Raw genomic sequence first — 14,499 nt, forward strand, 5'->3', positions numbered from 1 at the left:
CTTATGAATAATTGCTTATTATATTGCATATGATGAACAATTTATCTAAGTTTACGGCTCTAATTTTTTTATAATGGATAATCCATTCAACTTAAACAACCTACTACGGGAAAATATTAAGAAGCTCGTACCTTATTCATCCGCAAGAGATGAATTTAAAGGGGAGGCATCCATATTAATTGATGCCAATGAAAATCCTTTTGGATCCCCCTTAAACCATGATTACAACCGATATCCAGACCCTCTCCAACATCAAGTTAAAGCAAAACTTTCTAAAATAAAAGGTGTACCATTAGAGAATATCTTTTTGGGAAATGGAAGTGATGAAGCTATTGATATTTTATACCGTGCATTTTGTACCCCTGGTGTTGACAATGTCATATTAGTTCCGCCAACCTACGGGATGTATGAAGTCTCGGCGAACATCAATGATGTTGCTTTCAAAAAGGTAAACCTTACTGCTGATTACCAGCTGGATTTGGATGGTATTGCCAATGCAATAGACGCACATACTAAACTGATTTTTATCTGTTCTCCGAATAATCCAACCGGAAACTCAATCCGTCGTCAGGATATTGAAGCAATCCTGAATAATTTCCAGGGGCTTGTGGTAGTGGATGAGGCCTATATTAATTTTTCTGCTGTCAAGTCATTTACGCAAGAACTGGCTGAATACCCCAATCTAGTGGTATTGCAGACCTTATCCAAAGCCTGGGGGCTTGCGGCCTTACGCTTGGGTATGGCTTTTGCCAGTAAGGAGATTATCGCTGTTTACAATAAAATAAAACCACCATACAACATTAATCAAGCGACACAAGATATTGTATTGGAAGCCTTAGATCAGGTTGATCAAGTCAATGACTGGATCAAGGAGACAGTAGCAGAACGTGAGCAACTAGTGCGTGGATTGCTTGAACTGGATTATGTGCAGCATATTACACCTTCTGATGCCAACTTTATTTTGGTGAAGATGGAGCAGCCACGTGAAGTTTACGATTATCTCGTTCAATATGGAATTATCGTTAGAGATAGATCCAAAGTCGAACTGTGTGAAGGCTGTCTACGGATCACGGTCGGTACACCGGCTGAAAATAAAACATTGTTAGAAAAACTTAATCAAATCAATAAATAATACTATGCCTGATAACTTAAAACGTGTACTGTTTATAGACCGCGATGGAACATTGATTTTGGAACCTGAAGACGAACAAATCGATTCTTTTGCCAAATTAAAATTCTATCCTGGTGCTTTGCAGTATCTACCACGTATCGCAAAGGAGCTGGATTTCGAATTGATCTTGGTTTCCAACCAAGATGGTTTAGGAACGTCTTCCCATCCGGAAGAGAATTTCTGGCCAGTCCATCATTTTGTGATTGATACGTTTGCAGGAGAAGGCGTAGTGTTTGCCGAGGAACATATTGATAAAACCTTTCCACACGAGAATGCGGAAACCCGAAAACCGGGAGTTGGTATGCTTGGAGCCTATTTTGATGCGTCGAAATACGATTTGAGCCAATCCTTCGTCATTGGCGATCGTGTGAACGATGTTAAATTGGCACAAAACCTCGGTGCAAAGGCAATTTGGCTGCGTGCAAACGATCAATTAGGTGCTTTGGAAAACCTTGCGATAGATTCAACTGTTATAGCTTTAGAGACAACGGATTGGAAGACGGTGTATGAATTCCTTAAATTGGGTACGCGCACTGCCGAACATCATCGTAAAACCAATGAAACTGATATTTTTATTCAGTTGAATCTGGATGGTTCGGGTAAGTCAGACATCGAAACGGGGTTACCGTTTTTCGACCATATGCTGGATCAATTGGCTAGACATGGAGCACTTGATTTGACCATTAAGGCGAAAGGGGATCTTCATATCGACGAACATCATACCATCGAAGATACCGGTATTGCGCTGGGCGAGATCTTTTTGAAGGTTTTAGGGGATAAACGTGGAATTGAGCGCTACTCCTATACGTTGCCGATGGATGATTGTTTGGCTCAGGTTGCATTGGATTTTGGTGGTCGCAACTGGATAGTGTGGGATGCGGCATTTAAGCGGGAGAAGATCGGCGATATGCCTACGGAAATGTTTTTCCACTTCTTTAAGTCGTTTTCAGATGCTTCACGATCGAATTTAAACATTAAAGCTGAAGGTGACAATGAGCACCATAAGATCGAAGCGATTTTCAAAGCTTTTGCTAAATCTATCAAGAAAGCGGTAAGACGCGATGCCGACCATATGCAATTGCCAAGTACAAAAGGAGTATTGTAAGATGATAGGAATTATTAATTACGGTGCGGGGAATATTTTCTCCTTGACAGCGGCACTGGATCGTGTTGGGCTTACCTATGGTATGGTCAATACTGCCGATGAGATCGATCAATACGATCGTATCATCATTCCTGGAGTGGGCCACGCTGGAGCCGCGATGGACAAACTACAGGAATCGGGATTGGTGCCCTATATCAAAAAGCTAAAAAAACCTGTGTTGGGTATTTGTGTTGGTATGCAATTACTGACGGCTTTTTCAGAAGAAGGAAATGCCGAAATGTTAAAGCTATTTCCTTTGAAGACCTTACATTTTGATGCCGAAAAGTCGGGTAAAGTACCACATATGGGCTGGAATAGTGTTTCCGTGCCAGCAAACAGTCCTTTATTTGCACATATTGAAGACCAGACTTATTTTTATTTTGTCCACTCGTACTTTATCGAATTCGATGCGACATATACTGCGGCGAAATGTGTCTATGGACAGCCTTTTTCGGCTGCAATTTCCAAAGACAATTTCTTTGGCGTACAATTTCATCCAGAGAAATCTGGAAAAGCAGGAGAGCAGCTGCTGCTCAATTTTTCAACTATTCAAATTGATTAAAAATATTCGACTATGTATATCATTCCAGCAATAGATGTCTTGGACAAAAAAGTTGTCCGCTTGAGAGAGGGTAACTACAATGACGTTACAACGTATGCGATTAGTTTAGAAGAGCAAATCGAAACCTACCGTGCAAATGGTACGGAACTCGTCCATATCATTGATTTAAATGGTGCAAAAGGAGACTTCAGCAATCAGGCCTATTTATTTGATATCATCCAAAAGACAGATATGAAAATTCAGTATGGCGGTGGTGTAAGAAGTATCGAAAAGGTTAAGGAATTGGTTGATGCCGGGATTTATCGCGTTATTGTCGGAACACAGGCAATCACCAATCCTTCATTCTTGGAGGAGCTGGCTACGTTGAACGAAGGTAAAGTAAAATATGCCGACCACATCGTTATTGCAATCGACGTTTTGGATGAGGTAATCAAATACTCGGGTTGGTTGGAAAGTTCGCCAATCAAATTGATCGAATATATTGATAAATGCTTGGTTTTAGGATTCTTTAGGTTCTTATGTACCGATATTAGTAAAGATGGAAAATTGGGCGGTGCAGGCGTTGAACTGTACCAAAAGTTGTTGAGCCATTCTCCGATTATCAAGTTAATAGCTTCTGGTGGGATCAGTTCAATGGACGATATTCAGAAACTTCAGGAATTGGGCAGTGTAGAATCTGTTGTCGTTGGTAAAGCAATCTATGAAAATAGAATCTCGATCGATGAAATCAAAGATTGGAATTTAAAATCGTTAATCAGATTTTAAAATGCTGGCAAAACGTATAATTCCCTGTTTGGATGTCAAAGATGGGCGGACGGTAAAAGGAGTCAATTTTGTGGATCTGCGCGATGCGGGTGATCCCGTTGAATTGGCCTATGAATATTCTCAACAAGGGGCTGATGAACTCGTTTTTCTGGATATTACAGCAACGCATGAAGGGCGTAAAACGACAATTGATCTGGTCAAAGCAGTCGCACGTCAAGTGAATATTCCCTTTACAATCGGCGGTGGTATCAATGAAATCAGAGATGCTGATATCCTGTTGAATGCAGGTGCAGACAAAATATCCATCAATTCCGCTGCGGTACGCAATCCTGCTCTTATCAACCAGATGGCTGCAGCTTTTGGTGCACAATTTGTTGTGGTTGCTGTGGATACCCGGTCGATCGAAGGTCAGAATTTTGTGCATCTGAGCGGCGGACGCATTAAGACGGAATTGGACACAGCGGATTGGATCCTTGAAGCGCAAGAACGTGGAGCAGGAGAGATCCTGTTGACGTCAATGGATCATGATGGAACAAAAAATGGCTTTGACAATGGTTTTTTAAAAACAATAAACGACCAGATTCATATTCCACTGATTGCTTCTGGCGGTGCCGGTAATCAACAGCATTTTGTCGATGTTTTTCAACAAGCTAACGTGGATGCTGCCCTGGCGGCATCGGTCTTCCATTATGGTGAAATATTGATCCCCGATCTTAAAGCTACCTTACGCCAAAATGGTATTGTCGTAAGATAGGATAGCGGAGTAAAGATCGATAATCAAAGGGGTGGAAGTTATAAACTTGCTGAAAGAAATCCTGAGAAATTAAACTGGGCTCATGGCTCTTCGAAAATAATTAAAAATTGAAATACTAAAATCATGTTAGATTTTGCAAAAAGTGACGGCCTTGTTCCAGTGATTGTGCAGGACTTCCAAACATTGGAAGTGTTGATGTTAGGCTATATGAACGAGGAAGCTTGGGAGAAGACACAAGCAGAGAAACGCGTTACGTTTTTCTCCCGAAGCAAAAATCGCCTCTGGACAAAAGGAGAGGAAAGTGGAAACTTTTTGAATGTAAAAAGCATCCATGTTGATTGCGATAAGGATACTGTTTTGATCAAAGCAGAACCAATGGGACCTACCTGTCATACAGGAAGCAGAAGTTGTTTTAATACAGACTTCAACCAAAACTTTCTGTTGGAGCTAGAGCGTATTGTCAACCATCGCTATGAACATCCTTCTGACGAATCTTATGTCAATCGTCTGCGTTCTCGCGGTATCAATAAGATTGCGCAAAAGGTTGGCGAGGAAGCCGTAGAAACAGTCATTGCAGCATTGACCGAAACGGATACTGATTTTATTAATGAAACTTCAGACTTATTGTTTCATTTGATCGTATTGTTGCGTGAGAAAGGATTTTCTTTGGAAACAATTGCGAAAAACCTCGAGAGCAGACATCAATAGGTATTTGGATGACGGCATCAGCGTTGAACAAAATCTGAAGCGGAAAGAAGGCTTTAAGCTAAGATGACAAAATAATCTAAGAAGTGCAGTATATTTGTGGATATACTGCACTTCTTGTTTCTACCGACTAACAATACGTATTGCTGTATTGATCTTTACTGGATCACAGCTCAGTCAGCGGAGAATTCGGTCCTATAACATAAAAAAATAGGCTTAAAACAGGTGCTCCGAATAGAGAAGGCATTTTAGCGAATTACTATGGATATTACATTAAAATCGACGTTACCAGGGCATCAAAACCCTATTTTTTGTGTAGAGAAGGGCTACTATGCAGATACTTTTTTTACGGCTGGTAACGATAAGGGCGTTGTCGAATGGGATATTGAGCAAAATGCATTTAAGCGTATTCTCTGTGCGGTAAGTTCATCGGTTTATGCTTTACGGTTGATCCCGGGGACGCCGATTCTGGCCATAGCCTTGCGTGAGGGTAAACTGCTTTTTGTAGATGTCGAAGAGCAAAAGCTTGGAGCAAGTATACAGCTGAGCAACAAAGCTATTTTTGCATTGGCTTATATGTCCTGGAAAAATGAACTTCTGGCAGTAGGTGAAGAAGGAACATTGTATGTCATCGATTTGACAACTTATAAATGTATTTACGAAAAGCGTATATCCCCGACAACAATTCGCGCAATTGCAATTGATGAAGGACTTGGACGAATAGCATTAGGGGATAAAGATGGGAAAGTTTATACCTTGGACAGTACTGACTTTCATGTTATTACTGATGCAAAATTGCATAGCATGCCCGCTACGTCGCTGGCATTTATCCATAATAAATTGCTAAGCGGTGGACGGGATGCGCAATTGGTGATTTCTGACCCCAATCAATTGACAACTAATTTTTCGTTTGTACCGCATCTGTTTACCGTATATGGAATATATCCCCATCCTGAAGCACCAATTTTTGTTACTGTCAGTCGCGACAAATCGTTGAAATTTTGGTCCACAGCCGATTTTGCACTATTGAAAAATATGAGCCGCGAGAAGATGCAAGATGGTCATCATTTATCTGTAAATGCGGGAGCATGGTCCGAAAATGGGCAATATTTCTTTAGCGTCAGCGATGACAAACTAGTGAAAATCTGGGAATTTCATGTATAAAAGATCGGGCAGGAAGTGCGGACTAACTTAGGGGCATAAAAAGTAAAGTCATTTGTAGCGAATTCATAATTATATCGTTAACTATGGTAATTATAAATTTAATTGACCTTATAGTTATATTTTATGAAAAGAATTTGGCTTATCCTATTAGGCTGTATAGCGCTTTCGAGCTGTGATAAAATCGAAAGTAAAGGAATGTATCTAGCTAGCGTGCCCATATTCGAAACAATGGAAAGTATACGAGCTAAAGCTAATCCCGTAAGCGGCCCTACGACAATTGTTCAAACCGGAAAGATTTATATTTATCAAGATTACTTGTTTATAAATGAGCCAGGGAAAGGAGTTCATATCTTTAATAATGTTGATCCGTCAAAACCCGTGGCGATGGCATTCTTAAGTATTCCCGGCAATGTGGATCTTGCGGTTCTAGATGGAAAGCTGTATGCGGATAGTTTTACAGATCTGTTGACCTTCGATCTCGAAAATCCTGCATCTCCAAAATTATTGACACGAAATAAGGATGTGTTTAAGATGTTGCTTCAAATGGATTACTTGAATAATACTGCCGATCGCATCATTACAGGATACCGAGATAGCCTGGTAAGCTATAGCCAAAAAGATAAATATTCACCTTATGATCGAAAAGAACCTCTCTATAACGAGACCAATTCGGGCTCGGGACAGGGCGGATCCATGGCGCGATTTACCATTGCCAATAAACATCTATATGCCGTGGACCAAACGATGTTGCACCTTTTTGACGTGCAGAATGCGAGTAAACCTGCCTATGTAAAGGATATCAAAATAGGTCCTGGCATCGAAACAATTTTTCCCTTTAAAAACAACCTGTTTATCGGCTCCAATACAGGTATGGTGATTTATGATATCACGACGGCATCAGCTCCCGTAGAGCTGTCGCGTTATACACATATTCGTGCCTGTGATCCTGTCGTTGTCAATGAGAAATATGCCTTTGTAACCTTACGTGCAGGCGTGGTATGTGGGGGGCAGCAAAATTTGTTGGAAGTTATCGATATCCAAGATCTGACGAAACCGATGCTGAAACATAGCTTCACTTTGGAGAATCCTTACGGACTGGCGCTATCGGACCACACGCTGTATATCTGTGATGGAAAATTCGGGTTGAAGTCATTCGATGCCAGTGATGTTAGTCAAATAGGTAATAAGCTTTTAGAAACTCACAAAGACCTGATGAGTATGGATGTTATCGCTGGACCAAAATCGCTAATTATTGTTGGAGAAAAAGGTGTACATCAATATGATTATAGCAATAAGGCCAAATTGAAGGAATTGAGCATTATTCCTGTTATTAGACCCAATTAAGACACTATTTCAAGAGCTTCATTATTCTGATATGAAAAGACTTTCGATTGCCATTTTGGCTCTTCTCGGGTATTTAACTGTTGATGCCCAAACAAAAAAATATACAAATCATAATGAATTTTCGGTTATTACTTATGGCCCTGCTTTTCTGGAATCTGGATTTGGCTTACATACATTGCATGGGGTGCAGCTCCATGAAAATATCGCTCTGGGTTTAAATACAGGGGTGGATAGGTATCCTGTAAACAATGAAGGATCAAAATGGTTTTTACCACTCTCAGCCAAAGTAAATTATGTGGAATTCCCTGACAGAAAACGTAGTTTTTTTGCAGGATTGGATTTAGGCTATAGTTTTGCTTTCTTGAATAAAAATCTAGTCGAGAGCAATTTAAAATATGAATATCAGGGTGGCTTGTTGGTAAATCCACAGCTGGGTTGGCGCTTTAAATTTAAGAATTCAGCGAAATATTGGTTTTTGGCAACAGGATATCGGTATCAGCACTATAGCCGAAAGGATACTTATACGCGACCCTCAGCAAGTTTGCCAGACACTAGCATAGGGTATGGAACAACACAAATGGATAAAAAATATGATCTGCACCGTTTTACTTTACAGGTAGGATTTGGTTTTTAGGTATCGATCGGATGTTTTTTTTATTAACAGGTGTCGATAGCTTGAAATGTAAAAAAATAGCGTAAGTATACGGTTCGTTTTTCAAATCTAGGCCGATACTAACGCTATTTCACTCTTTTTTGTGGAGCTTACTTATTCGCCGTCTAAAAGCTGTAATACCTGCGTAAGGTATTTCTCATCGACTTCATCAAAACTATTTAATTCACTACTGTCAACGTCCAGCACACCGATAATCTGTCCCTGTTTAAAAACGGGTAGCACGATTTCGGACCGCGAGAGCGAACTACAGGCAATGTGTCCCGGAAATTGCTCCACATCAGGAACAATCAATGTTTTTTCCTGTGCCCAAGCACCCCCGCATACACCGCGACCTTTCTTGATACGCGTGCATGCAACAGGTCCCTGAAAAGGGCCTAATACGAGCTCGTCTCCATCGACGAGATAGAAACCAACCCAGAAAAAATTGAATTGTTCTTTCAGTGCAGCAGCGATGTTAGCCAAATTGGCAATTTGATTCGGCTCGCCTTGCAAAAGTCCCTCAATTTGAGGAAGTAAATTTTGATATTGTTCTTCTTTGCTACCTTTAGCTATTTGTAAATCCTCTGCCATAAAAATCTATGTAAAAAAAATAATCATGCATTTGCTATCAGGATTACAATTGCCAAGCATGTTTTGCCTGTCCGGAAAGCTTCACGGCATATTGAGTTCCAACCTGCATGAAATGAAAAAGCGCTAATACGCTGTTCAAAGTTAACAGAATATTAGCGCTTTCTTATCAGGCAAATGTTATTATTTCTTGGTGTTGATAATATTCACCCGAATGTAGTTGCTTCTTTTGCCGGAAGGCGTTACAACAACGGCTTTGAAAACACGTTCCTTACTATTAGGAACCGTAATTTTCACTGGACCTGTATATTCTAAATCCAATTCTGAAGGATCGTAGTTGTCCAATGTGTAATAAATTCTGGCTCCTTCAACAGAAGGTTTCAGCCCACGGATCGTATATTCTGAAGCATAGACGGTGCTGTCTGTGATGCCATATACTTCTGGTACACGATAGAATGTATTGGTTTGGTCAAGTTTAGCCAGCTGATTTGCTGCACGCTGTTCTGAGAAATTTTTCCAATTCTTTTTTTCTGGCTGTGTCCAGGCAATTTCAGAAAGCGCTAAAACGCGTGGTAACACTGTAAATTCGACTTTATTGGATGATCCAATATACTCTGTCCAAATATTTGCTTGTACACCTAGAACGTGTTTCTTGTTGTTTTCAGCAATTTTGCTAGGCATTGGGTCTGACGAATATACTTTGCTCAATGTGGAAAGTCCGCCGATACTTAAAGGTTCTCTGTTTTGATCAGGACCTTGTTTGTGATCAAAATATAGACCATAGCTGTTTGCCGTAATGATCACATCGTGACCTTGATTGGCTGCATCAATCGCACCTTGATCGCCTCTCCAGCTCATGACAGTCGCATTAGGCGCTAAACCGCCCTCTAAGATCTCATCCCATCCAATGATGCGTTTACCTTTGCTATTGATATATTTTTCCATACGTTGGATAAAATAGCTCTGTAACTCGTGTTCATCTTTGAGGTTGTTATCTTTGATTCTTTTTTGACAAAATGGACATGTTTTCCATTTTGTTTTTGGACATTCATCACCACCGATGTGGATATATTCGCTCGGGAATAGGGGAATGACTTCGTCAATGACATCTTCCAACAACTTGAATGTTTCTTCTTTTCCAGCACAGAAAACATCGTCAAAGACCCCCCAAGTCTGCGCAGCCGTGTAAGGTCCTGGCTTATCACCACAGCCCAATTCTGGATAAGCCGAAAGTGCTGCTAACGCATGCCCAGGCATTTCGATTTCGGGTATAACCGTTACATATTTAGCTTTAGCATAAGCAACCACTTCTTTGATTTGGTCTTGGGTATAGAAACCGCCATAAGGTGTGTGGTCATAATCACCATCTGTCTTGTAGTTACCCAGTAGTGTTTGCTTGCGGTAACCGCCAATCTGAGTCAATTTTGGATGTGATTTGATTTCGATACGCCAGCCTTGGTCGTCTGTCAAATGCCAATGAAACGTATTCAATTTGTAAGACGCCAGAATATCAATGTATTTTTTTACAAACTCTACTGGAAAGAAATGACGGCCAACATCGAGATGTAATCCACGGTAAGCAAAGCGAGGTTCATCCTGGATTGAAGCTTGTTGAATTTCTATGCTGGCCTTTTTATCCACAGGTAGCAACTGGATCAACGATTGCATACCATAAAATAGACCGGCAGCTTTTCCGCTAATAGTTGCGCGGTCTGAACTTATGTTAAGTTCATACGCTTCAGCATTAGTGGATTTTGCGTTTTTGTAGGAGAAATAGATCGTATTGCTGCTCGCTGATTTCACTAGGGATAAATTGAGACTGTAGTTGCTTTTTAGGAAATCCTGAAACAGCGTTGCAACTTTTTTGTCCTCTTCGCTATCAAAGGCGATTTTGGTGTTAGCGTTGATTTTAAATGTACCATTTTTAATTTGAACCTGTTGCGGTAAGGGCACAATGTTCAAGGTAGCATCTTTCTTTTCTTGCGCAAATACTGCTGCTCCTATACTTAGAGCCAGCGCAAGTGAAAATAGTTTCTTCATGCGTGAGATTATAACTGAAATAAGAAGTTCTAAAAATAGGTGAATAAATACGTTTTAGCAAAGAGAAAATGTAACAAATAGGGTATGAAAACACTGTTGAACGTATTTTTGGGCACTTAGAAGTAGTTTGGATAATAACGTGTTTGGGTTAGATCAATCGTTTGTTTAGTCTGTTAAAGGGGATATTTTACTTCGGGGAATAGTATCTAAATTTAGGTAAAAAAATATGCCTTTTTAAATGTTCGTATCTCCTGTGAGCTGATGCTTTATCACTAAACCTTCTTTCGTTGTACAGATTATTTCGATCACGTGAAGGGAAGATAACGACCTTGAAACTTCTTCTGAATGATGTCATTTTTGATCCGTTTTTAATGCTTAGTTTATAGGTACATTCAACAGAGCTGATAGGGCTTTATCCGAATAAGGTCCGAATGAGGTCCCTATAAAGTCCCTATCAGCTCCTTATTATTTATAGCAATATCTTTTTGATGTTTCAAATTTGAAGCACTGTTAATAGGGCGCGAAGTATTGCAAAACTGAGGTTCGGGAAATGACAAAGGAACCCGAAGGTTCCTTTATATCTTTTACGTTACAGCATGAATAGCACGTATCCGTCATCTAATGATTAATATCGGATATGTTCAGCAAATGTTTATGCATTAAAGTCGTTTCAATGCTAATTTGATCATATCCTCTACGGAAAGATTGCTTTCGGTCTTTAAAATGGTATTTAACACCTTCTCTGCCGCGACTTTGTTGAATCCGAGCATCACTAGTGCTGACAATGCTTCGTCCGGAACTGATTGGGATTGGATAGGTGATGCCAAAGCTTCGAAGCCCTGTTTTTTTAATTTATCCTGAAGTTCCAGTATAAGACGTTGTGCTGTCTTAGGGCCAATTCCTTTAATCTTTTGAATGAGGACAACCTGGCCATTGACGATGGCAGACTGGATCTCATCGGGTGTGTTTGACGATAGGATCATACGGCCTGTATTGGGGCCAATACCAGAAACAGAGATCAAATTTTCGAATAATTTTTTCTCGCCTTCTGTTGCAAAGCCATAAAGCGTGTGTGAGTCTTCCCGAACTTGAAGTGAAATAAATAGTTTACAGTTTTCCTGATCCTTGATTTGGGAGAAGGTATAGAGCGAGATGTGGACATAATAACCAATCCCACTCACATCGATAACAACATGAGTGGGGGCTTTATATGCTAATTTTCCAATGAAATATTCGTACATAGTATACGAATATAGGAAGATTTTAAGCTATTCTATAAATTTTTAAGATGTGCTTGTACATCTACTACGGCAATGGTAACCATATTGACGATTTCGCGCACAGAGCTATCCAGTTGCAATACGTGAATAGGTTTGTTCATACCCAGAAGGATTGGACCTACTGCCTCAGCTTCACCAACTTCTTGCAATAATTTATAAGCGATATTTCCAGACTCCAAATTAGGGAATACAAGTGTATTCGCCGATTTTCCATTCAAGCAGCTGAACGGGAAGTTTGCGGTCAACATTTCGCTGTTTAAGGCGAAGTTTGCTTGTAAATCACCATCAGCAATAATCTCTGGATGTTGATCGTGTAGAATCTGCGCTGCTGCTCTTACTTTTGTTGGCGTTTTTCCTTCACTTGAACCAAAATTAGAGTAAGATAGTAATGCAATACGTGGCTGAATGTTCATACGTTTCACAGCTTTATCCAGTAACAGGGTAATGTCTGCCAATTCTTGTGCTGTAGGGTCTTCATTTACGGTTGTATCGCCCATGAAGATTGGTCCTTTTTTGGTTAACATCATGTACATACCTGCCACACGGCTGCCTGGCTTAGCACCGATTACATGCAATGCCGGACGGATTGTATTTGCATAATTTTTGGTCATACCGGAAATTAGGGTATCAGCTTCGCCAAATTCCACTAAAGAGGCACCAAAATAGTTACGGTCGTACATCAACTTACGGGCGTCGTATTTCGAAATACCACGACGTTGTCTTTTGCTATAAAGATGCTCAATAAATTTCTTCGAGCGCTCCGTTTCGCCATCTACTTCAGCAACCGGGTCGATAATTTCAAGGCCATCCAGTTCAAAAGCATATTCTTTGATTAGACGTTCGATTTTATCTTTTCTACCCAAAAGAATTGGAATAGCAATGCCTTCTTCTTTAACAATCTGTGCCGCACGCAACGTTTTGTAATTGTCTGCTTCTGCAAAAACAACACGTTTAGGATCTCTTTTAGCAGCCATGGTTAAATTGCGCATAATCGCATCATCTTTACCCAGACGTTTACGTAATGCGTCGCTATATTGATCCCAGTCTTCGATTACGGTCTGTGCTACACCTGATGCGATGGCAGCTTTTGCAACAGCCATGGAAACTTCAGTGATCAATCGCGGATCGGTAGGTTTTGGAATGATATATTCTTCCGAGAATTTTAAATTGCTGGTATTATAGGCTTGATTTACTTCTTCTGGAACAGGTTGTTTCGCCAAGTCTGCAATTGCACGCACTGCAGCAATTTTCATTTCTTCGTTAATTGCTGTTGCACGTACGTCCAAAGCACCACGGAAGATATAGGGGAAACCCAATACATTGTTTACTTGGTTAGGATAATCTGAACGACCTGTACCCATGATAATATCGTTACGTGTTGCCATCGCCAAATCGTAAGCAATCTCAGGATTTGGATTTGCCATCGCCAATACAATTGGGTTCGGAGCCATTGATAACAACATCTCTGCCGACATGACGTCTGCTGCCGAGAGACCGATAAATACATCTGAATCTTTTACAGCGTCTGCCAGTGTGCGAATATCGCGATCTGTTGCATATTGTGCTTTCATACTGTCTAGATTTTCTCTATCGGTACGGATTACACCTTTGCTATCCAGCATCACAATATTTTCTTTGCTAGCACCTACTGAAATATACATTGCTGTACATGACATTGCAGCTGCTCCGGCGCCATTGACGACGATTTTTACTTTTGAAATATCTTTACCAATAATTTCACAGGCATTGATCAATGCTGCACCTGAAATGATTGCAGTACCATGTTGGTCATCGTGCATCACAGGGATGTTCATTTCTTCTTTTAGACGGCGTTCGATTTCAAAACATTCCGGTGCTTTGATATCTTCCAGGTTGATACCTCCAAAAGTAGGCTCCAATGCTTTAACGATATTGACGAACTCATCGACATTTTTGGTGTCCACTTCGATGTCAAATACATCAATGTCGGCAAAAATTTTGAATAATAAACCTTTACCTTCCATAACTGGTTTACCAGCTTGGGCGCCGATATCGCCTAAGCCCAAAACTGCTGTACCATTACTGATCACAGCAACAAGGTTTCCTTTTGCAGTATATTTATAAGCATCTTCTTTGTTCTCAGCAATAGCCAAACATGGCTCCGCTACACCTGGAGAATATGCTAATGATAAGTCTCTTTGCGAATTTGTTGGTTTGGTCGGAACAACAGCTATTTTACCAGGTCTACCCATTGCGTGGTAGTTTAATGCTGCCTGTTTACGATTAGTGTTACTCATTACGATTTTATTAATTTAAGGCTACAAATCTATCATTCTTTTTGATAATTGGAA

General features: G+C 40.3%; 13 protein-coding genes. 9 read left to right on the top strand and 4 right to left on the bottom strand.

Annotation, left to right across the window (positions count from 1 at the left end; all coding sequences use genetic code 11):
• Positions 1-73 precede the first annotated feature (73 nt).
• The 9 genes from hisC (at position 74) to B2O97_RS14585 (ending at position 8,243) form a co-directional block, all read left to right on the top strand.
• Entirely contained in the window at positions 74-1,132 is a 1,059-nt protein-coding gene (gene hisC, locus B2O97_RS14545) for a histidinol-phosphate transaminase (RefSeq protein ID WP_115047130.1), read from the top strand.
• 4 nt (positions 1,133-1,136) lie between these two features.
• Positions 1,137-2,276 (top strand): bifunctional histidinol-phosphatase/imidazoleglycerol-phosphate dehydratase HisB, encoded by a 1,140-nt coding sequence (gene hisB, locus B2O97_RS14550; protein WP_046672342.1) that lies wholly within the window; start codon positions 1,137-1,139, stop codon positions 2,274-2,276.
• 1 nt (position 2,277) lies between these two features.
• Positions 2,278-2,877, top strand: a complete 600-nt coding sequence (gene hisH, locus B2O97_RS14555; protein WP_046672343.1) for an imidazole glycerol phosphate synthase subunit HisH — start codon at positions 2,278-2,280, stop codon at positions 2,875-2,877.
• A 12-nt stretch (positions 2,878-2,889) separates the two neighbouring features.
• The gene (locus tag B2O97_RS14560) at positions 2,890-3,642 is read left to right on the top strand and encodes a HisA/HisF-related TIM barrel protein (RefSeq protein WP_046672344.1); all 753 of its coding nucleotides are present in this window, start codon (positions 2,890-2,892) and stop codon (positions 3,640-3,642) included.
• Between the two features lies 1 nt (position 3,643).
• Positions 3,644-4,396, top strand: coding sequence for an imidazole glycerol phosphate synthase subunit HisF (hisF, locus tag B2O97_RS14565; RefSeq protein ID WP_070563353.1), 753 nt, complete (start codon positions 3,644-3,646; stop codon positions 4,394-4,396).
• A 123-nt stretch (positions 4,397-4,519) separates the two neighbouring features.
• On the top strand, positions 4,520-5,104 hold the full coding sequence (gene hisIE / locus B2O97_RS14570) for a bifunctional phosphoribosyl-AMP cyclohydrolase/phosphoribosyl-ATP diphosphatase HisIE (RefSeq protein ID WP_115047132.1): 585 nt from the start codon (positions 4,520-4,522) through the stop codon (positions 5,102-5,104).
• A gap of 258 nt (positions 5,105-5,362) precedes the next feature.
• Positions 5,363-6,265, top strand: coding sequence for a WD40 repeat domain-containing protein (locus tag B2O97_RS14575; protein WP_286767615.1), 903 nt, complete (start codon positions 5,363-5,365; stop codon positions 6,263-6,265).
• 123 nt (positions 6,266-6,388) lie between these two features.
• Positions 6,389-7,609 (top strand): LVIVD repeat-containing protein, encoded by a 1,221-nt coding sequence (locus B2O97_RS14580; RefSeq protein ID WP_115047136.1) that lies wholly within the window; start codon positions 6,389-6,391, stop codon positions 7,607-7,609.
• Positions 7,610-7,640: 31 nt separating this feature from the next.
• Positions 7,641-8,243, top strand: a complete 603-nt coding sequence (locus B2O97_RS14585; protein WP_115047138.1) for a hypothetical protein — start codon at positions 7,641-7,643, stop codon at positions 8,241-8,243.
• Between the two features lie 132 nt (positions 8,244-8,375).
• On the opposite strand, the gene B2O97_RS14590 is transcribed toward B2O97_RS14585, so the two are convergent.
• The 4 genes from B2O97_RS14590 to B2O97_RS14605 form a co-directional block, all read right to left on the bottom strand.
• A complete protein-coding gene (locus tag B2O97_RS14590; protein WP_286709377.1) occupies positions 8,376-8,852 on the bottom strand; it encodes a GAF domain-containing protein in 477 nt (158 codons plus the stop codon).
• Positions 8,853-9,032: 180 nt separating this feature from the next.
• Positions 9,033-10,889, bottom strand: coding sequence for a beta-N-acetylhexosaminidase (locus tag B2O97_RS14595; RefSeq protein WP_115047140.1), 1,857 nt, complete (start codon positions 10,887-10,889; stop codon positions 9,033-9,035).
• A 659-nt stretch (positions 10,890-11,548) separates the two neighbouring features.
• Positions 11,549-12,130 carry a Holliday junction branch migration protein RuvA gene (gene ruvA, locus B2O97_RS14600; RefSeq protein WP_115047142.1) on the bottom strand — a complete coding sequence of 194 codons (582 nt, stop codon included), beginning with the start codon at positions 12,128-12,130 and terminating at the stop codon, positions 11,549-11,551.
• A gap of 32 nt (positions 12,131-12,162) precedes the next feature.
• Positions 12,163-14,445: an NADP-dependent malic enzyme gene (locus tag B2O97_RS14605; RefSeq protein ID WP_046672353.1), complete on the bottom strand. Its 2,283-nt coding sequence runs from the start codon at positions 14,443-14,445 to the stop codon at positions 12,163-12,165.
• Positions 14,446-14,499: the final 54 nt, after the last annotated feature.

Source organism: Sphingobacterium sp. UBA865 (assembly GCF_002295765.1).
Lineage (GTDB): Bacteria > Bacteroidota > Bacteroidia > Sphingobacteriales > Sphingobacteriaceae > Sphingobacterium > Sphingobacterium multivorum.

Excerpts from the sequence above, each read along its gene's own strand:
- B2O97_RS14585 (WP_115047138.1), top strand. The coding sequence starts at position 7,641 with ATGAAAAGACTTTCGATTGCCATTTTGGCTCTTCTCGGGTATTTAACT.
- hisF (WP_070563353.1), top strand. The coding sequence starts at position 3,644 with ATGCTGGCAAAACGTATAATTCCCTGTTTGGATGTCAAAGATGGGCGG.
- B2O97_RS14575 (WP_286767615.1), top strand. The coding sequence starts at position 5,363 with ATGGATATTACATTAAAATCGACGTTACCAGGGCATCAAAACCCTATT.
- ruvA (WP_115047142.1), bottom strand. The coding sequence starts at position 12,130 with ATGTACGAATATTTCATTGGAAAATTAGCATATAAAGCCCCCACTCAT.
- hisB (WP_046672342.1), top strand. The coding sequence starts at position 1,137 with ATGCCTGATAACTTAAAACGTGTACTGTTTATAGACCGCGATGGAACA.
- hisH (WP_046672343.1), top strand. The coding sequence starts at position 2,278 with ATGATAGGAATTATTAATTACGGTGCGGGGAATATTTTCTCCTTGACA.
- B2O97_RS14605 (WP_046672353.1), bottom strand. The coding sequence starts at position 14,445 with ATGAGTAACACTAATCGTAAACAGGCAGCATTAAACTACCACGCAATG.
- B2O97_RS14595 (WP_115047140.1), bottom strand. The coding sequence starts at position 10,889 with ATGAAGAAACTATTTTCACTTGCGCTGGCTCTAAGTATAGGAGCAGCA.
- hisIE (WP_115047132.1), top strand. The coding sequence starts at position 4,520 with ATGTTAGATTTTGCAAAAAGTGACGGCCTTGTTCCAGTGATTGTGCAG.
- hisC (WP_115047130.1), top strand. The coding sequence starts at position 74 with ATGGATAATCCATTCAACTTAAACAACCTACTACGGGAAAATATTAAG.
- B2O97_RS14590 (WP_286709377.1), bottom strand. The coding sequence starts at position 8,852 with ATGGCAGAGGATTTACAAATAGCTAAAGGTAGCAAAGAAGAACAATAT.
- B2O97_RS14580 (WP_115047136.1), top strand. The coding sequence starts at position 6,389 with ATGAAAAGAATTTGGCTTATCCTATTAGGCTGTATAGCGCTTTCGAGC.
- B2O97_RS14560 (WP_046672344.1), top strand. The coding sequence starts at position 2,890 with ATGTATATCATTCCAGCAATAGATGTCTTGGACAAAAAAGTTGTCCGC.